This window comes from Luminiphilus sp. nBUS_07 (assembly GCF_051201685.1).
In the GTDB taxonomy this organism is placed as follows: Bacteria; Pseudomonadota; Gammaproteobacteria; order Pseudomonadales; family Halieaceae; genus Luminiphilus.
This window is the reverse complement of the sequence record NZ_CP179213.1, coordinates 614,731-635,123: the sequence shown is the minus strand read 5'-3', so window position 1 is coordinate 635,123 and position 20,393 is coordinate 614,731. Positions and strand designations below refer to the sequence as shown.

Sequence of the window (20,393 nt, the reverse complement as noted above, 5' to 3'; positions counted from 1 at the left end):
GACCAAAGCAGACTAAACTTCGCCCACAACCGGAACAAACACTGAAAAACCGCTTTGCATCTAGATCACGGGTTGCGCTGATGCGCAGGTGTGGCCCAACGGGCCCTCAAGGCCCTTTTTTTAGATTCCAGACCTTCACCCGCCCAACAGAGCTCTCGTCTCGGCACCAAAGAGGACATGCCCTGAATCAGGATGAGCCTTAAGTCCGACGCAACCCTCCGTGCAGTCGGTACAACCCTAGTAAAAACATTAGCGATGCCAGTGCCAACCAGAGCTTATCGGGTGCCACCGGCACAGGCACTATCACAGGGAGTGATGGCCAACTCGAGTCGTCATCAACTATGAAAACCGTCTCATCGGTATCAGGTAAACCGTCCGTCGCTGTGATGTCAGCCACACTCTTGAGCTGCTCACCATCCTGAGCGGTAGCAGCAACCACCACCTCGAAGGTCGCCTGACCCTGTGCACCTGCCGCCAGATTGCCCAAAGTCCAAGTCACTTCATTACCCGCGAACGCACCCCCAGACCCGGCCACATCGAAGGTCGTATCCGCCGGCACTGTCGCCTGCACCACCACATTGGTCGTATCCTGATTGCCGTTGTTGGCCCAGGTCACCGTCAGCACCTGACGCTCACCCACCTTGATCGGATCAGTGGCCGCCACAATCGTGACATCCAGCTCGGTATGGCTGCGTACCACCGTTGTGGCCGTGTCCGTGACCGCCCCTCGCACCGTGGTACTCGTCAAAGACGTTTGATTGACCAGCTGCGTATTGTCCGGCAACTCCGTCGCCTGCACGCGGAGGTCTACCGTGCCCGACGCACCAACCGCCAACGTGCCCAGGCTCCAGCGCACTATGCCCGAGCCCGGTGCCGTCTCCGCACCACCATCACTCGCCGACACAAAGGTCGTACCCGGCGGTAACGTATCCTCTATCACCATATCTGCCGCTGCCGCGTTACCACCGTTGCCGTAACTCAGCTGGTAATCAATCGTCGTACCCGCTTCAACACTATTCGGGCCAGACTTCGCCACGCTCAGCAATGGCTGTGCAACTACCTGCGTTACCACAGTGGCAACCCGAGGCGCCGCGTTGGAAGCGGCTAAAGCACTAATAGAGGGCTCCTTGGTGCCGTTCGCAACGGTGGGACTCAGGTCCGCCGTAAACTGCAGGTCAATGAACCCGCCCGGTGCTAGTGAGGGTGCCGTCCAAACGGCCTTATTAGGCTCAAACTGGCCTGATCCACTTATCGTTCTCGAGGTTGTATTAGGGGGTAACGTCGCAGCAATCACCGCATCAGTTGCATTGGCATTACCGGCATTGCGCACCCGCAAGTTGTAAGTCAGCCGCTCACCCGGACTCGCAATCGCCTTATCAACCGTGTACTGCAATACCAGATCAGGCGCACTCGACACCGGGGTCTGCAACGCATCACCCACCGTAGGCAACGGCGCACCACCGGGCTGAGTACCCGTCGCCGAGGTCGTGTTCAACAACACCGTGCCCTCATTGACGACATCAGCAACCACCACTTTTACCTGAACGCTGGTCGTCGTATTCGGGGCCATCGCACCAATCGCCCACGTCACCGTGTCTCCACTGACCACACCATTGGCGGTCACATCAACAACACTGACCTCCGCAGGCAACACGTCAGTAATCACAACGCCCTCCGCCACATCAGAACCCGTATTGGAGACCGCTATCTCGTAGGAGAACTCCTGACCGGGATTGACCTGGCTCACCGCACTGGTCTTCTCAATGCTTAACACCGCACTACTCACCACCGTGGTAACCACCGGAGGTGCCGATGCCGAGCCCGCGTTGGTCGACGTCAGACCCGCCGCATTCACCAGCTGAGTGCCATCACGTAGATCATCACCCACGCGCAACTGCAAACTGATCGAGCCGCTATCATTGGCCTGTAAATCACCAATCGACCAAGTCAGCTGCCCCCCCGTGTCGGTCGTCGCCGCAGGCGTAGCACCCACCAGCGTCACGTTCTGTGGCAACGTGTCCACAACCGTCACACCCGTCGCATCTATCGACCCCGTGTTCTCAAAGCCAATCGTGTAGGTCAGCACGTCACCCAATGTCGACGTCGCCGATACACCCGAGTTCGCCGTCGCCTTATCTACGGACTTTGTTATTCCCAGCGAAGCGTTCAGTACCTTTACCGTCGCCGAACTGCTCACCGGATTAGGCGTCTCTACCGACGTCATGCTGGCACTGTTGGTCAGGGGCGTGCCGTCCGTAATGCCGCTACCTGCTCGGGCAACCACCTTGAGATCGCCCGATTGCTTCGCGGGCAGCGACGTCGTCTGCCAGGTAATCACATTACCCGAGATAGTCGGATTACCCGTCGCCGACTCAAGGGTCAGACCCGCCGGTAAAACGTCCCGTAGCTTCGGGTTCGTTGCCGCATCGCTGCCCACATTCTGGTAATTAATATTAAAGGTGACCAGCTCACCCGCCGGTACCGTAGGACCGCTGTCGACAGTCTTGCTGATCGTCAGCAACGGCGCACTGGATACCGTAGGCACCTGACCCACAAACTGCGCCTGCACCGACTTCGCCGGCGTCGCCGTCTCGTACAGCGTCGCCGTGTTGGGCAGCGAAGTGCCGTTGGCTACCACCGCACCAACCTCAACCGCAATCTGCAACGTCGCAACCTGGCCGGGAGACAGCGCCGGCAGATCAACCCACCTCACCACGCCCGGTGACGCCAAGGGTGACGACGGTGCTGTCGTTGCACCACCGTCTGTCGCACTGATAAAGGTCACATCCGGAGGCAGCGTATCTTCAAGGGTGATCAGACCACTGTCATCCGTACCCACATTCTTGTATTCCAGGGTATAGGTAAACGACTCACCCGGCTTAACCGCCACAGCTGAAGCGGTCTTCGTGAGGGTAAACACCGCTTCACCCACGACCGTGACCGTGACCTCATTGGACGGCACACCACCCACGCCCGCTGTCGTCGTACTCGCCAACGCCTTATTGACCAACGTCGTATTACCCGCCAGTCCTTCCGCCGCCTCTGCGGATACCTGCAAGGTCACCACGCGACCCGGCTCCAGATCACCCACCGACCACTCAACCGTATTGCCCGTCACCACTCCCGAGGTGCTAGCCGGATCAATCACCAGACCCGCCGGTAGGGTATCGCCAACCACAACGCCCTCAGCAATCGAGTCCCCTAAGTTCTCAACATCAATGCTAAAAGTCACCGTACCCGGCACTTCCCCCGAGCCCGTCGGGGGCGAGAAGATATAAGCATCACTCGACTGCTTGGTCACCACCAATACCGGCTTGCTGTCGACAATCGTCGTGACCTGATTACTGATGACCAGACTTTGTTCCAGTGACTCCACACCGGATGCGTTCTCAAGGGTCGTGCCGTTTGCGATGACCGGATCCAGTACCGCGTTAAAGGCCAACGACAGCGTCTGGTTACCCTCAGCCACAGAACCCACGTTCCAAACCAGCAAACCACTACTCAAATCACTGAGCGTATTGTCAATCGGGAACGTCGCACTACCGTCCTCGTAACTCACCTGACCCGGTACGATATCGGCAATCAGAACATCCGTTGCCGCACCACCAGTCTTGCTGATCTCTAGGGTGTAATGCACCGTATCCCCGGGAGCCGCATGGTTCAGCGTTGGCGTCGAACCACCCGCAACAGCCTTGGTGATCGTGAACGCCGGCTGCTCGGTGATCACCACCTCGGCCGTCGCACCATCAAAGTCTGTATCAGAGGTCAGGGCTGCACTGTTAACCACCTTGACCGACGGCACATAACTGCCCGCAGCCACCTTCGCCGTCACCGTCTTCTTAGCCGAAGCAGAACCTCCGGCAATATCACCTAGGTTCCAGCTAATAACTCCCGTCACCGGATCCGGCACCTGGCCATCCGAGGCACTGACAAACTCAAGCTCAGCCGGCAACGTATCGGTCAGTACCGCATTCAGGGCCGTACCCGCGCCGGCATTCTCATAACTCAGCGTGAACGTGACCGTCTCGCCGGGGTGCGTCGTCGACTTGTCGACCACCTTGTCCAGCGACAGCGATGGGGTGTTACGCACCAAGGTCTCAACCGAGGCACTCTGGGGTTGCGCCTCATTGGTCTGGATCGTCACCGAGTTCTTCAGGTTATCGCCCACCGAGACACCTGAGGTATCCAGCTTAACCAACAGGGTCTGTGACTGCCCCGGTGCTAAGTCACCTAGGGACCACGACAACACGCCCGCAGACGGGCTGCTCGCCACCGGACTGCTCGTCTTCACCGTCGTGTTAGCCGGCAGCGCATCCGTCACCGTCACGCCGGTCAGCGTTACCTGTCCCGTGTTGCTGTACGTGATCGTGTAGTCCAGCTCCTCTCCCGGCACAATCTGCTGCTGTCCCGAAGATACCCCCTTCGTGATCAGGACCGCCGCTTCTGAGACCACATGGCGGGTTACGTCGATTTTGCTTCCACCCGCCACACCGTAGGTGATACCGGCAATATTGATGAGTTGCTGACCGAGCGCTGCGGTCGAGCGCACCTTGGCCTTGATCGAGACCTGCTTGCTGCCCGACGTAAGCGCCTCAACCGGCCATTCCACCGTGGTCCTCCCGTCCGCCAGAGGCGTCACCTTGTCGGGCGGGGGAAACGCACTGATGTACTCAAGGTCAGACGGTAAAACATCCTTAAACGACAGGTCACTCACGCCCGTGGCCGTCTCCAGGGTCGCCTCAATCGTGTAGTTGATCTCGTCGCCCGGGAACTGCGGCACGCTCTCCAACGGGATCGCCCGCTTCTCCAAGCTTACCGTCGCCGGGGCGTTGTAGGTCACCGACACCAAACTGCTCACCGCACTGTCTATCTGACCACCCGGATCGGTACCCGAACCCGTCGCTTGGTTGGAGATCAAATCACCGTCGGTCAGCTGAGAGCCGTCAACCGTCAGCACCAAAGGATACGTCGCCGAGCTTGATTGCCCCGCAATATCCGGTAACGAAAGCTCCAGGTTATTACCCACCACACTCCAGCCCGGCGAGCGGGCCGTATCCAGTGCCGTGCCCTTGGGCAGGGGGTCCACCAACAGTACGTTCGATGCCACCGCATTGCCGTTGTTGGTGATACTCAGGTCGTAGGCAATCGAGTCGCCGTCGCCCACATACTGAGCTGTGCCCGACTGCAGCGTCTTGGACACCACAAGATCAATGACTCCCGCAATGTTGATCGCCGTGTTTGCCGTCGCCACCACTGAACCAAACACATTGTCCGCGGTCATCGCCGCCAGGTTCACCAGACTGCCTGCCGGTGTGCCCGCATCAACAGTCACCTTGTAGGTCAGCGATCCCGTCGCCGACGCCGGCACAGTGCCCAGCGACCAGGTCAGGGTATCGGGATCAAAAGCCGTTGCACCCGGCACATAGGTCGCGCCCGGATACGTGCCCACCACCGGGGTCAAACCCGCCGGGATCGTGTCCTTCACCACCGTATTAACGCCCGCTGCGCTGCCCGAGTTCTCGTAGTTGATCGTGTAGGTCAGCTCATCACCCGGACCTGCGTTGGCCTTGTCGACCGCCTTGGTCAACTCAAAGAAAGGCTCGGCAATTAGGTCTACCGTGGCAATGTTGCTGTCTTTTGTACCGCCATTCCAATTTACGGTGGCAATGTTGTTAAACAACGTCGATGCCGTGGGGTCGATCTGCATACTGACCGTAAGAGTTTGTGGTGCCGAATTTACCGCCACCGTTCCAACGTCCCAGCTGATAGCGCGGGTGCTGGCATTCCAGCTTCCTGGGGGGGTCAAAGTTGGGGTGCCTGTAAGCTGCAAATCCAATACGTCGGTGACCACAACATCAGTGGCATCACCTGACCCTAGATTTTGATAGGTAAAGAAGTAAGTCAGCGTACTGCCCGCCGGCAGAGTCTCCCGCTGGCTGCTGTCACCATTAATGGTTTTGCGCAGAAACAGGTTCGGTGTCTTGTTAACGTTAACCGTAACCGTATTGCTATTCGTGAGTACGCTATCGACCGTTGCGCTCGTTGTATTGCCGATAGTTCCAGCGGGCGCAGCCGCTTCCACCTCAGCTGTAAGCTGAAAGTCAACTGAACCGCCATTGGCCGCTAGAGAAGGAATCGACCATCTAACCGTCCCGGAGGTTCCCGCAGGTGGTGCTGAGACCGGTTGGCGGGTAGAGCCACGGTAAAGAAGATTCGTATTTAAAGTGTCTTCTACGGATATATTGCTGGCGTTTCCGTTACCTTTATTAGTGATTTTTATGACATAGACAACATCATCACCCGGAACAACCTGCGCTGAGGAACTCAGGGTTTTCTCTATGATCAGATTGGGTTTGGGTGATGGCGGAACAGGAGGAAAAGGCGTTGGGTCGACCAGACAACTTTTTGGGCTGCAGCCACAGTCTGAACCATTACGGCTGCGCGCAGTATAGTTAAACGTAGGCGTGAGGACTGTATTTTCAGGAAATCCACTAAAGTCAAAGTTAAAACGGGTAGAGTCAGTGCCGCTGTTTTTACCATTTCCCGTGTGCAGGGTTCCCTTGGCCGGACTACTTGAACGCGTGACGTTGTTAATCGTTGCCGTCACACCACTTATATCGCAAGGCTGACCACCTGAACCACTAGCCGAAATAAACTTCGCCGATAGTGTGAACCGCGTATTGGCAGGCGGTGGTTCCGAGGGAAAAATACTCGGCTCGATAGTCCCGACCTTGGTGCTACTTGCTACTACGTCGGCAGACGCAGTTCCAAACAGTACAACGACAAACAAATAAAGAAGCGCAAAAACACTGTATCTAAAACCGTCGAGACGCATGCTTGCTCCGATAAAATGTGACGGGACTCACGGTCTAGGGTCTCATAGAACTCCAAAACTGTGGGCAAAAAAGTTGTGAAATGACGACAATTTAGCCCTGATTTTCCTACCCACTCACGAAAAAGCCCGCCATTAGGCGGGCTTTTATGGCTACGGAGCTTTTGCTTACTCGATGATTTTAGCGACGACGCCAGCGCCAACCGTTCGGCCACCCTCGCGGATCGCAAAACGCAGGCCATCTTCCATCGCAATCGGTGCAATCAATGTCACAACCATCTGGATGTTGTCACCTGGCATCACCATCTCAATACCCTCAGGCAACTCACACGCACCCGTTACATCCGTCGTACGGAAGTAAAACTGCGGACGGTAGCCCTTGAAGAATGGCGTGTGACGCCCGCCTTCATCCTTGCCCAAAACATAAACCTCTGCCTCAAACTTGGTGTGGGGCTTTACTGATCCTGGAATCGCCAGTACCTGACCACGCTCAACGTCATCACGCTTAGTACCACGCAACAAAACACCAACGTTCTCGCCTGCACGGCCTTCGTCAAGCAGCTTGCGGAACATCTCAACACCGGTACACGTCGACTTCTGAGTATCTTTAATACCGATAATCTCGATCTCGTCTCCGACCTTAACAATGCCGCGCTCAACACGACCTGTTACAACCGTGCCACGACCTGAAATTGAGAACACGTCCTCAACCGGCATCAAGAAAGGCTGGTCAATCGCACGCTCAGGCTCAGGAATGTACGCATCCAACGTCTCAACCAAGGTCTTGACCGCTGTCGTACCCAAACCGTTCGCATCGTCACCGTTCAACGCCATCAGCGCTGAACCACAAATGATCGGTGTATCGTCACCCGGGAACTCGTAGGTATCGAGCAGCTCACGCAGCTCCATCTCTACCAGCTCTTTCATCTCTTCAAATTCTTCAGAGTCAACGCCACCACAGTCTTCCGCCAGCAAATCGGCTTTGTTCAGGAAAACAACAATGTACGGAACGCCAACCTGACGTGACAGCAGGATGTGCTCACGCGTTTGGGGCATAGGACCGTCGGTCGCGCCACATACCAAAATCGCGCCGTCCATCTGCGCCGCACCCGTGATCATGTTCTTCACATAATCCGCGTGTCCGGGACAGTCAACGTGGGCGTAGTGTCGGTCTAATGACTCGTACTCCACGTGAGACGTCGCAATCGTGATACCACGCTCGCGCTCTTCCGGGGCGTTATCAATACCGTCAAACGCTACCGCCTCTCCACCAAATACTTCTGAACACACACGTGTCAGCGCCGCCGTAAGCGTCGTTTTCCCGTGGTCTACGTGTCCAATCGTGCCCACGTTTACGTGGGGCTTCGAACGCTCAAATGCTTCCTTCGCCACTGCTCTTTCCTCTGGTCTTTACAGGCGCTTGTGTTAGCCCGTGTGGTTTTTTGAAATAAATGCCTGCGCCACCGCATTGGGCGCTTCTGCGTACTGGGCGAACTCCATGGTATAGGTCGCACGCCCTTGAGTTGCCGACCGCAAATCAGTGGCATACCCAAACATCTCAGCTAAAGGTACTTCAGCGTTAATAACCTTTCCGGAGGCGTTATCGTCCATCCCCAAAATCATGCCCCGACGGCGATTCAGATCGCCAACGACGTCGCCCATATGGTCTTCAGGGGTAACAACCTCAACTTTCATAACTGGCTCCAACAACGCGGCACCACCTACGTCGGCGAGCTGTCGTGTCGCGAGACTCGCCGCGATTTTAAACGCCATTTCATTGGAGTCGACGTCATGGAAAGATCCGTCGTACAGCGTCGCTTTGAGGCCCAGTAAGGGATAGCCCGCAAGCACCCCGTTACGCATTTGCTCCTCGATACCCTTGTTAACGGCGGGAATGTATTCTTTGGGCACCGCGCCACCAACAACTTCGTTCACAAATTCGAGACCTTCAGCACCTAAGTCCTCGGCGGGTTCAAACTTCACCCAGACGTGGCCGTACTGACCCCGTCCTCCAGATTGCCGGACAAACTTGCCCTCAATTTCAACGGTATTTTTAATCCGCTCTCGGTAGGCCACCTGGGGCTTTCCAATATTCGCTTCAACACTAAACTCCCGGCGCATACGGTCGACAATAATATCGAGGTGCAATTCACCCATGCCCGAGATAATCGTTTGTCCGGTTTCTTCGTCTGTCTTGACTCGGAACGACGGGTCTTCTTGAGCCAGCTTGCCCAGAGCCACGCCCATTTTTTCCTGATCGGCTTGAGATCGGGGCTCTACAGCGACTGAGATAACCGGCTCAGGGAACTCCATGCGTTCTAGAATCACGGCCTTGTCAGGATCAGACAGCGTTTCGCCAGTGGTCACATCTTTGAGGCCAATCGCCGCAGCGATATCACCCGCCAGTACTTCTTTAATTTCCTCACGACTGTTCGCATGCATTTGTACCATGCGCCCCACCCGCTCTTTCTTGCCCTTAACCGAGTTATAAACCGCTGTGCCGCTGGTCAACTTGCCGGAATAAACGCGAAAGAAGGTGAGCGTCCCCACAAAGGGGTCAGTGGCAATTTTGAACGCTAGAGCCGCAAAAGGCTCGTTGTCATCAGAGTGGCGCTCTACTCGAGTTTCCCCATCTTCGAGAGTACCCTCGATGGCTTTAACTTCTGTGGGCGAAGGGAGGTAATCGATGACGGCGTCCAACACCGCCTGAACGCCCTTGTTCTTAAACGCTGACCCACCCAAAACGGGAACGATCTCATTAGCTAACGTGCGAATACGAAGACCACGCTTTATGTCGTCCTCGGACAGCTCACCGTCCTCTAGGTAGGCCTCCATGAGCTCGTCATTCGCTTCTGCCGCCGCCTCCATCATGGATTCACGCATTTCACTGACCTGATCAACCAGGTCAGCCGGGACGTCACCGTATTCAAAGGTGGCCCCCATATCGTCTTCATTCCAGAGGATTGACTTGTTTTTCACCAAGTCGACAACGCCGACAAAATTCTCTTCAGAACCAATCGTCATTTGGATCGGCACGGCGTTGCAGTTTAAACGGTCGCGCAACTGCTCAACGACGTTGCCATAGTCTGCACCGGCTCGATCCATTTTATTAATGAAGACCATGCGTGGCACTTCGTACTTATTGGCCTGCCGCCAAACGGTTTCAGTTTGAGGCTGAACACCGGAAGACCCACAGAGAACGACTACAGCACCGTCTAAAACCCGCAAAGAGCGCTCGACTTCAATCGTGAAGTCAACGTGTCCCGGGGTATCGATAATATTGATGCGGTGTTGGTCGTACTGCTGCTGCATGCCCTGCCAAAAGCAGGTAGTAGCGGCTGAGGTAATCGTAATGCCGCGCTCCTGTTCCTGCTCCATCCAGTCCATGGTGGCAGCACCATCGTGGACTTCGCCTATTTTGTGGGACAGGCCGGTATAGAACAGAACGCGTTCGGTAGTGGTGGTTTTACCGGCATCCACGTGGGCACAGATTCCAATGTTGCGATAGCGCTGGATTGGTGTCTGGCGTGCCACGGGAATATCCTGGATGCCGGGATTACTGACGCAAGGTCAGAATCGGAAGTGAGAGAAGGCCTTGTTAGCTTCTGCCATGCGGTGCACGTCTTCACGCTTCTTAACCGCATTACCCTTGCCTTGTGAGGCGTCAACAATCTCGCCGGCCAAACGCTGGCGCATAGACTTCTCGCCACGGTTGCGGGCGTAATCAGCTAGCCATCGCATCGATAGAGCTCCGCGACGCGCGGGTCGAACTTCAACGGGCACTTGGTAGGTAGCGCCACCAACTCGGCGAGACTTCACCTCTACCATGGGGGCGATGTTTTCGAGTGCTTCATCAAAGACTTCGATAGGGTCGCGCTTGGTACGCTCTTCAACTAGAGCGAGCGCTCCATAGACAATCGATTCAGCGACAGATTTCTTGCCGCTAACCATGACATGGTTCATGAACTTTGCGAGGGTCTGGTTTCCAAACTTGGGGTCTGGAAGAATTTCGCGTTTGGCAACAACACGTCTACGTGGCATGACTTATTCCTTCATTGCTTCAGGTTACCCGGACACTGCCTCCTAAGGAGTGCTCGTTCCGGCCTTACTGTCGGTTTATCCGACGAATACCCACAAACACCAAGGTGGTGGTCGTGGGACTTAAAAATTTACTTAGGCCGCTTGGCGCCGTACTTTGATCGGCCTTGACGACGGGCAGATACACCCGAAGTGTCAAGACTTCCCCGTACGGTGTGATAACGCACACCCGGAAGATCTTTTACCCGTCCACCGCGAATCAGAACCACACTGTGCTCCTGAAGGTTGTGGCCTTCTCCACCAATGTAAGAGGAGACCTCGAATCCATTGGTAAGACGGACTCGACATACTTTACGCAATGCCGAGTTGGGTTTCTTAGGGGTTGTGGTGTAGACACGCGTACAAACTCCACGCCGCTGAGGACAAGCCTGCAGTGCTGGAACGCCACTCTTCATCACCTTTCGCTTGCGCGGCTTGCGCACAAGCTGATTGACGGTTGCCATTCAAAAGCTCCAAAAAAGTCGGAAGGTCTCCCTCCCGAAATAAAGAGCGCGCATTCTATAGACGCGCTCACAAGTTTTCAACTGCCTATCGTGCCGACCCATGTCGGGCCGATAGTGCGTGATGGTGTTAGTGGGTCAGACTTACTCCCCGTCTGCCCCAGCTTCCACCTTCTCCAATTCGTCAGCGAAGCTTTCAGTGAACTCTTCATCCGACATACTGATCTGCAATCCACCCTCAGCACGCTTGCGACGACGCTCTTCGTGGTAGCTCAAACCCGTTCCTGCTGGAATCAAGCGACCCACAATAACGTTCTCTTTCAAGCCACGCAGGTAATCGCGCTTACCAGTAACAGCAGCCTCGGTCAGAACACGTGTTGTCTCCTGGAAAGATGCCGCAGAAATAAAGCTCTCAGTAGCAAGTGACGCCTTGGTAATACCCAACAGCTCACGGTCTGCAGTCGGTGGCACATGGCCCTGCGCTTCGGCACGATCACACTCTTCGAGGAAGGTCGTAAACTCTACCTGCTCACCCTTAATAAACGAGGACTCACCCGCAGAAGCAATAATGACCTTGCGCAGCATTTGACGAACAATGACTTCAATGTGCTTGTCATTGATCTTCACGCCTTGCAATCGGTAGACCTCTTGAATCTCATTCACAATGTACTCAGCCAAGGCAGCAATGCCTTTGAGGCGGAGAATGTCATGAGGACTCATAGGGCCTTCAGAGACCACTTCGCCCTTTTGCACTTGCTCACCCTCAAAGACGGTGAACTGACGCCATTTGGGAATAAGAACTTCGTAGTGATCGGAGCCGTCTGGCAAGAGCGAACCGTCGGTAGGCGTAATTACCAAACGACGCTTACCCTTGGTCTCTTTACCGAAACTAAATGTTCCCGAGATCTCGGCAAGAATCGCCGGCTCTTTCGGCTTTCGTGCTTCAAACAGGTCGGCAACGCGAGGAAGACCACCCGTAATATCGCGGGTCTTGGAACCCTCTTGAGGGATACGAGCAATGATGTCACCGACACCCACTTGCGCACCATCTTCGAGGTTTAACAGGGCATTCGCGGGTAAGAAGTAGTGTGCCGGTACGTTAGTACCTGCCAACGTGAGCTCTTCTCCCTTTGAGTCGACCAACGTCACGGCTGGACGGATATCCTTACCCGCCAGCGGCCGCTCTCCAGCTTCCATCACTGAAATACTGCTCAAGCCGGTAAACTCATCAGTCTGGCGCTTGATTGTGACGCCTTCATCCATGCCGCTGAACTTAACCGTTCCAGCCACCTCGGTAATGATGGGGTGCGTGTGAGGATCCCAGTTGGCAACAATATCGCCCGCAGTCACCTCTGCCTCGTCTCGAACTTTAATCGCGGCACCATAAGGCACTTTGTAGCGTTCCCGCTCGCGACCCACGTGGTCAAGAATAGACAATTCACCCGAACGCGATACAGCCACTAGGGCGCCGTCAGCACGATCTACCACTTTAATGTTGTGAAGCTTCACCACACCGTTAGAGTTGACCTGAATGCTGTCTTGAGCCGCCTGACCCGATGCCGCGCCACCAATGTGGAAGGTACGCATGGTGAGCTGGGTACCCGGTTCACCAATAGATTGCGCCGCAACAACACCAATAGCTTCACCAAGATTAACTTGATGACCGCGACCCAAATCACGGCCATAACAAGTGGAACAAATGCCGTAACGTGTTTTACAGGTTATGGGAGAACGAACAATGATCTCATCGATTCCGAGCTCCTCGAGTCGACGCATCCAAAGCTCGTCAATCATGGTGCCGGCATCAAGAATGACTTCATCGGTGCCTGGCTTACAGACATCCTGAGCCACAATACGACCCAATACCCGATTGGGGAGCGATTCAATAATGTCACCACCATCAATAACCGGGGTCATGACGAGACCGGCATCGGTACCACAATCCTGCTCGGTCACTACAACGTCCTGAGCCACATCAACCAAACGACGCGTCAAATAACCAGAGTTCGCCGTCTTCAATGCCGTATCGGCCAAGCCTTTACGAGCACCGTGGGTTGAGATGAAGTACTGCAAGACGTTAAGGCCTTCGCGGAAATTCGCCACGATTGGTGTCTCAATGATTGACCCGTCTGGCTTCGCCATCAGACCCCGCATACCCGCCAACTGTCGGATCTGAGCTGGGGAGCCTCGTGCACCAGAGTCAGCGTACATGTAGACTGAGTTGAAGCTGGTCTGCTCTTCCTCTTCGCCATCGCGGTTGATCACAGTCTCTTTTGAAAGACTCGCCATCATCGACTTGGCGACTTGGTCGTTGGTGCGCGACCAGATGTCGATAACCTTGTTGTACTTCTCGCCCTGAGTCACCAAACCAGCAGCGTACTGCTCTTCGATTTCGGTGACTTCCGCGTTGGCGCGATCCAACATGCTGGCTTTTTCATCAGGGATTTCAAAATCATTCACCCCAATCGAAGAACCTGACTTGGTGGAATATTCATAGCCCGTGTACATCAGTCGATCGGCAAATACGACCGTCGACTTCAGACCAACCACCCGGTAGCACTGGTTGATGATACGAGAGATTGCCTTTTTAACCATGGGCTGATTGACCATGTCAAAGGACAAACCTTCAGGGACTATGCGCCACAGCAGTGCACGACCTACGGTTGTATCAACCATTCGAGTTTCGGTGACTGGGTCGGCGCCGTAATCGAAGCGCGTCTCCTTGATGCGAACCTTAACACGAGCCTGCAAATCGACCTGGCCAGCGGCATAAGCGCGCTCTGCCTCGGCGGCGTCGGCAAACATCATGCCCTCGCCCTGAGCGTTCACACGCTCACGTGTCATGAAGTAAAGACCCAGCACCACGTCCTGCGAGGGCACAATAATTGGCTCTCCAGAAGCGGGCGAAAGAATGTTGTTGGTAGACATCATAAGTGCCCGCGCCTCGAGTTGTGCCTCGAGTGTCAGGGGTACGTGAACGGCCATTTGATCGCCGTCGAAGTCTGCGTTGTAGGCGGCACAAACCAAGGGATGCAGCTGGATCGCCTTGCCCTCAATAAGCACAGGCTCAAAGGCCTGAATGCCTAACCGGTGTAACGTGGGCGCGCGGTTCAGCAGAACCGGGTGCTCACGAATCACTTCGGCCAGGATATCCCAAACTTCGGGTGGCTCGCGCTCGACCATCTTCTTTGCAGCTTTAATGGTGCTCGCAAGACCACGGTGCTCTAGCTTGCCAAAAATAAACGGCTTAAAGAGCTCCAATGCCATTTTCTTGGGCAGTCCACACTGATGCAGTCGCAGTGTTGGGCCAGTCACAATCACCGATCGTCCTGAGTAATCTACACGCTTGCCCAGCAGGTTTTGACGGAAGCGACCTTGCTTGCCTTTGATCATATCTGCCAAAGACTTCAGCGGGCGCTTATTAGATCCCGTGATCGCACGACCGCGACGGCCGTTATCTAGCAAGGCATCAACAGCCTCCTGCAGCATGCGCTTTTCGTTGCGCACAATAATGTCAGGGGCATTGAGGTCGAGTAATCGCTTGAGGCGATTGTTACGGTTGATAACCCGACGATACAAATCGTTGAGGTCTGAGGTCGCAAATCGACCCCCATCCAGGGGCACCAACGGACGAAGATCTGGCGGTAATACCGGCAGTACATTGAGAATCATCCACTCGGGGTCGTTGCCCGAGTTTGAAAATGCCTCAAGTAACTTTAATCGCTTAGACAGCTTTTTAATCTTCGTTTCAGAGTTAGTCGCCGGAATTTCTTCACGAATGCGCTCAACTTCTTGGTTGATTTCGATCTGCGACATGAGGTCCTGAATGGCTTCGGCACCCATTTTCGCAGTGAACTCGTCACCAAACTCTTCCATGGCTTCGTAGTATTGCTCGTCATTGAGCAACTGCCCCTGCTCGAGAGCAGAGAGACCCGGGTCAGTGACCACGTAAGACTCAAAATACAGAATACGCTCGATGTCCCTAAGGGTCATATCGAGCAGCAAACCAATCCGCGAGGGAAGCGACTTCAGGAACCAGATGTGAGCAACGGGGCTCGCCAATTCAATGTGTCCCATGCGCTCGCGACGTACTTTAGCCAGGGCTACTTCGACGCCACACTTTTCGCAGATCACGCCGCGGTGCTTAAGGCGCTTGTACTTTCCACACAGGCACTCGTAGTCTTTTACTGGACCAAAGATTTTGGCGCAGAACAAACCATCACGCTCGGGCTTGAAGGTACGGTAGTTAATTGTTTCCGGCTTCTTGACCTCACCATAGGACCAAGAACGGATCATTTCCGGAGAAGCGAGACCGATACGGATTGCATCAAAGTCTTCGCTCTTTTCCCGGCTTAGCAGATTCAGCAGATCTTTCACGTCTTATCCTCCTCAGAAGCCTTCAGACTCGGACTCGAGATCGATGTCGATACCGAGCGAGCGAATTTCTTTGATTAATACATTAAAGGACTCGGGCATTCCCGGCTCCATCTTGTGATCACCATCAACAATGTTCTTGTACATCTTGGTTCGTCCTGCCACATCGTCTGACTTAACCGTTAGCATTTCCTGAAGCGTGTAAGCGGCGCCGTAAGCCTCTAGCGCCCATACTTCCATCTCGCCGAACCGCTGGCCACCAAACTGGGCTTTACCGCCCAGAGGTTGCTGCGTAACCAGGCTGTAGGACCCTGTGGAACGAGCATGCATCTTGTCGTCCACCAAGTGGTTCAACTTCAGCATGTACATGTATCCCACAGTGACGGGACGCATGAAGGTGTCACCTGAACGCCCATCGTAAAGCGTCAACTGACCGCTATCAGGAATGTCTGCAAGTCGCAGCAACGATTTCACTTCTTCCTCAGCAGCGCCATCGAACACAGGCGTTGCCATTGGCACGCCTTTGCGAAGGTTGCCTGCCAACTCGAACAGCTCGTTGTCGGTCAAGCTGTCAATGTCAGCATCACGGCGCTTATCAGACGAGTGAGCATAGATTTTCTTGAGGAAATCGCGCAGCTGGCTAACCTTAGCCTGCTGTTCGAGCATGGTATTGATCTTGAGTCCCAAGCCATGGGCAGCCATTCCCAGGTGGGTCTCAAGAATCTGGCCCACGTTCATACGAGAAGGCACGCCCAGAGGGTTGAGAACGATATCAATCGGCTCGCCCCGCTCGTCATAGGGCATATCCTCTACCGGCATAATGACCGAGATCACACCCTTGTTGCCGTGTCGTCCCGCCATTTTATCGCCTGGCTGAATCCGACGCTTAACCGCCAGGTACACCTTAACGATCTTGAGAACGCCGGGAGCTAGATCGTCGCCACTGGAAAGCTTGTCTTTCTTGCTTTCGTAGCGCTCTTCCAGCTGTCGATTCTGCTCTTCTAATAGCTCTTGAGCCGCAGTTAACTGATCGTTGAGCTCAGCATCACCCAGCTTCAACTTGAACCACTGCTCACGCTCTAAATCGGCCAGTACTGCATCGGTCAACTTAGTGCCTTTGGCTAGGCCACCGCCACTCAATGTGGTCTGCCCCTTCAGCAATGCTGCGAGTCGGGCATAAGTCGCTTCCTCGTAAATACGCAGTTCTTCACGTAGATCCTTGCGGTAATCGGCCAGCTGAGCGTTTTCGATTTGCTTGGCACGTGGATCTTTCTCGAGGCCATCTCGAGTGAACACCTGCACATCGATAACGGTACCCTTATAGCTCGAAGGCACACGCAAAGACGTGTCTTTTACGTCTGAGGCCTTCTCACCGAAAATGGCACGCAGCAGCTTCTCTTCAGGGGTTAGCTGGGTCTCGCCTTTGGGGGTGACCTTACCGACCAAAATATCGCCGGCGTCAACCTCAGCACCAATGTAAACAATGCCCGACTCGTCGAGCTTACCCAGCGCACCCTCTCCAACGTTCGGAATGTCTGCAGTGATCTCTTCAGATCCCAGCTTGGTGTCTCGAGCAATACAAGTTAGCTCCTGAATGTGGATCGTTGTGAAACGATCTTCCTTCACGACCCGCTCTGAAACGAGAATCGAATCCTCGAAGTTATAGCCATTCCAAGGCATAAAGGCGATGCGCATATTTTGACCCAGCGCCAGCTCACCCATATCCACCGAAGGACCGTCGGCCAAAATATCTCCGCGATCAATCTGATCTCCGACCTTAACGATCGGGCGCTGATTGATGCAGGTATTCTGGTTAGACCGCTTGTACTTAGTCAGGTTGTAAATGTCGACGGGAGACTCGCCCTTCGCCACATTGTCGGCGTCAACACGAACTACGATTCGGCTTGCATCAACCGAGTCGATCGTTCCTGCACGCCGCGCGACCTCACAAACTCCAGAGTCACCAGCAACGTAGCGCTCCATACCGGTGCCCACCAGCGGCTTATCTGCCACCAAAGTCGGTACGGCTTGACGCTGCATGTTTGACCCCATAAGGGCCCGGTTAGCATCGTCGTGCTCGAGGAAAGGAATCAACGCAGCAGCAATAGACACCACCTGCTTAGCAGAGACGTCCATAAAGTCGACTTCGGCCGCAGGCTTGATCGTAAATTCGTTCATGTGTCGAACGTTAATAAGATCGTCCACGAACCGATTTTTTTCGTCCATCTGCGCCGAAGCCTGAGCAATAACGTGCTCGGCTTCGTTAATCGCCGAAAGGTACTCAATGTCGTCAGTGACGACGCCATTCACGACCTTACGGTAAGGAGCTTCTAGGAAACCGTATTCATTAGTTCGCGCATAGGTCGCCAAAGAGTTAATCAGGCCAATGTTTGGACCTTCCGGCGTCTCAATAGGACAAACACGACCGTAGTGTGTGGGGTGTACGTCACGAACCTCGAAACCAGCACGCTCACGTGTCAAACCGCCTGGGCCCAAGGCCGACACACGACGCTTGTGAGTCACTTCAGACAGCGGGTTGTTTTGATCCATGAACTGCGAGAGCTGACTTGAACCAAAGAATTCTTTAACCGCTGCAGATACCGGCTTGGCATTGATCAGGTCCTGAGGCATCAGGCCTTCACTTTCTGCCATTGACAGCCGCTCTTTAACAGCACGCTCGACTCGGACAAGACCGACGCGGAACTGGTTCTCTGCCATTTCACCGACCGAACGAATACGGCGGTTACCCAAATGGTCGATGTCATCAACAACACCCTTACCGTTACGGATACCCACCAACGCCTTAAGGACATCAACAATGTCTTCACGGTCTAACGTACCGATTCCTTCAGAGGAATCCCGTCCCAGACGACGGTTGAATTTCATACGACCAACGCCCGAAAGATCGTAGCGATCAGCAGAGAAGAACAGGTTTTGGAAAAGGTTCTCGGCCGACTCTTTCGTGGGTGGTTCGCCAGGACGCATCATGCGATAAATCTCTACCAACGCTTCAAGAGCATTGCGTGAGGCATCGCCGGCTAGCGTATCGGAAATGAAAGGACCGCAATCGATTTCATTGGTGTACAGCGTCTCAATCGTATCGATTTCTTTCTCACGCAACGTCGCCATGAGCTCTTCGGTAATCTCGACGTTACACTCAACCAGCACTTCGCCGGTGGAAGTGTCCACGACATTCTTAGCCAGACGTCGACCCAACAAATACTCATCGGGTACCGTCAGAAAATCGATACCACCAGCATCAAGCTGCTTAATGTGACGAGCAGTAATGCGGCGTCCACGTTCAACAAGCAGCTTATCGTCTGCCATTATATCGAAGGCGGCCATTTCACCCTGCAGACGCTTGGGAACCAACGCCATAGTGCTAGAGTTTTCTTCGCCCAACTGGAATGACGTCGTCTCGTAAAACATCGCCAAAATTTCTTCGCTGTCATAGCCAAGCGCGCGTAATAGCACGGTAGCAGGCAGCTTGCGGCGGCGATCGATGCGCGCAAAAACCTGATCCTTGGGATCAAATTCAAAATCTAACCATGAACCACGGTAAGGAATGACCCTCGCGGAATACAGCAACTTCCCTGACGAGTGGGTCTTGCCTTTATCGTGGTCAAAAAAGACACCGGGGGAACGGTGTAGCTGCGAAACAATAACGCGCTCAGTACCGTTAATCACAAAGGTGCCGTTTTCGGTCATGAGCGGTATTTCGCCCATGTAGACATCTTGCTCTTTGATGTCTTTGATCGATTTGGAGGAAGACTCCTTATCGTAAATAATCAGTCGCACTTTGACACGCAGTGCACAGGCGTAAGTGGTGCCACGCAGGACGCATTCATCCACGTCAAACACGGGCTTACCCAATTTATAGCCGACATACTCTAGGGCAGCATTGCCACTGTAGCTGGCGATCGGGAACACCGACTTAAAGGCCGCATGCAGGCCGTGTTCGCCACGCGCATCGTCCTCAACCCCATCTTGAGTAAACTTTCGATAGGAATCCAACTGGATAGCCAGCAGGTAGGGTATATCCATTACCTTTGCTAGCGACCCGAAATCTTTACGGATGCGTTTCTTCTCAGTGTATGAGTAAGCCATCAAAACTCCCCAGCGATGTACTGTCGAATCATTCCAACCGGTAACCGGTTACGAAAACCAAGAATGGGCCGAAGTGCACAACGCACCCCGACCCACTAAGCCCACCTTAGCGGGCCATCATGGTCTTACTTAAGCTCAGCGGCACCGCCGGCTTCTTCAAGCTGCTTCTTAATGTCTTCAGCTTCGTCTTTGCTAGCGCCTTCTTTGACGGGGCCAGGGGCTCCATCAACGACTGCCTTAGCTTCTTTCAGGCCGAGACCTGTGACAGCGCGAACAACCTTGATCACGTTGACTTTCTTCTCACCAGCTGACGTTAGGATCACGTCAAATTCGGTCTGCTCTGCTTCTGCAGCTCCGCCTTCACCGCCACCCGCTGCTGCTGGTGCTGCTGCTACAGCTGCTGCTGCCGTTACGCCAAACTTCTCTTCCATCGCTTCGATTAGCTCAACGACGTCCATGACGCTCATTGCTGCGATTGCGTCGAGAATATCTTCTTTTGAAAGTGCCATTTCAATGTCTCCTGAAAATTGTAGAAAGCTTGC

Annotated in this window: 8 protein-coding genes; all 8 read right to left on the bottom strand. The window is 54.5% G+C overall.

What is annotated here, in order from left to right; translation table 11 throughout:
- Positions 1 to 199: 199 nt before the first annotated feature.
- On the bottom strand, positions 200 to 6,835 hold the full coding sequence (locus tag ACMAZB_RS02810) for a DUF7507 domain-containing protein (RefSeq protein ID WP_435219331.1): 6,636 nt from the start codon (positions 6,833 to 6,835) through the stop codon (positions 200 to 202).
- 165 nt (positions 6,836 to 7,000) lie between these two features.
- A complete protein-coding gene (gene tuf, locus ACMAZB_RS02805) occupies positions 7,001 to 8,224 on the bottom strand; it encodes an elongation factor Tu (RefSeq protein WP_435214265.1) in 1,224 nt (407 codons plus the stop codon).
- A gap of 33 nt (positions 8,225 to 8,257) precedes the next feature.
- Positions 8,258 to 10,366, bottom strand: a complete 2,109-nt coding sequence (fusA, locus tag ACMAZB_RS02800; RefSeq protein WP_435219330.1) for an elongation factor G — start codon at positions 10,364 to 10,366, stop codon at positions 8,258 to 8,260.
- A gap of 36 nt (positions 10,367 to 10,402) precedes the next feature.
- On the bottom strand, positions 10,403 to 10,873 hold the full coding sequence (gene rpsG, locus ACMAZB_RS02795) for a 30S ribosomal protein S7 (protein ID WP_007233529.1): 471 nt from the start codon (positions 10,871 to 10,873) through the stop codon (positions 10,403 to 10,405).
- Between the two features lie 128 nt (positions 10,874 to 11,001).
- A complete protein-coding gene (rpsL, locus tag ACMAZB_RS02790) occupies positions 11,002 to 11,373 on the bottom strand; it encodes a 30S ribosomal protein S12 (RefSeq protein WP_007233528.1) in 372 nt (123 codons plus the stop codon).
- A gap of 141 nt (positions 11,374 to 11,514) precedes the next feature.
- A complete protein-coding gene (gene rpoC, locus ACMAZB_RS02785) occupies positions 11,515 to 15,747 on the bottom strand; it encodes a DNA-directed RNA polymerase subunit beta' (RefSeq protein WP_435219329.1) in 4,233 nt (1,410 codons plus the stop codon).
- 12 nt (positions 15,748 to 15,759) lie between these two features.
- Complete coding sequence (rpoB, locus tag ACMAZB_RS02780) at positions 15,760 to 19,851, bottom strand: DNA-directed RNA polymerase subunit beta (RefSeq protein WP_435219328.1); 4,092 nt, start codon at positions 19,849 to 19,851, stop codon at positions 15,760 to 15,762.
- Positions 19,852 to 19,976: 125 nt separating this feature from the next.
- Positions 19,977 to 20,360: a 50S ribosomal protein L7/L12 gene (rplL, locus tag ACMAZB_RS02775; protein WP_435219327.1), complete on the bottom strand. Its 384-nt coding sequence runs from the start codon at positions 20,358 to 20,360 to the stop codon at positions 19,977 to 19,979.
- Positions 20,361 to 20,393: the final 33 nt, after the last annotated feature.

Excerpts from the sequence above, each read along its gene's own strand:
- rpsG (WP_007233529.1), bottom strand. The coding sequence starts at position 10,873 with ATGCCACGTAGACGTGTTGTTGCCAAACGCGAAATTCTTCCAGACCCC.
- ACMAZB_RS02810 (WP_435219331.1), bottom strand. The coding sequence starts at position 6,835 with ATGCGTCTCGACGGTTTTAGATACAGTGTTTTTGCGCTTCTTTATTTG.
- rpoB (WP_435219328.1), bottom strand. The coding sequence starts at position 19,851 with ATGGCTTACTCATACACTGAGAAGAAACGCATCCGTAAAGATTTCGGG.
- rpsL (WP_007233528.1), bottom strand. The coding sequence starts at position 11,373 with ATGGCAACCGTCAATCAGCTTGTGCGCAAGCCGCGCAAGCGAAAGGTG.
- rplL (WP_435219327.1), bottom strand. The coding sequence starts at position 20,360 with ATGGCACTTTCAAAAGAAGATATTCTCGACGCAATCGCAGCAATGAGC.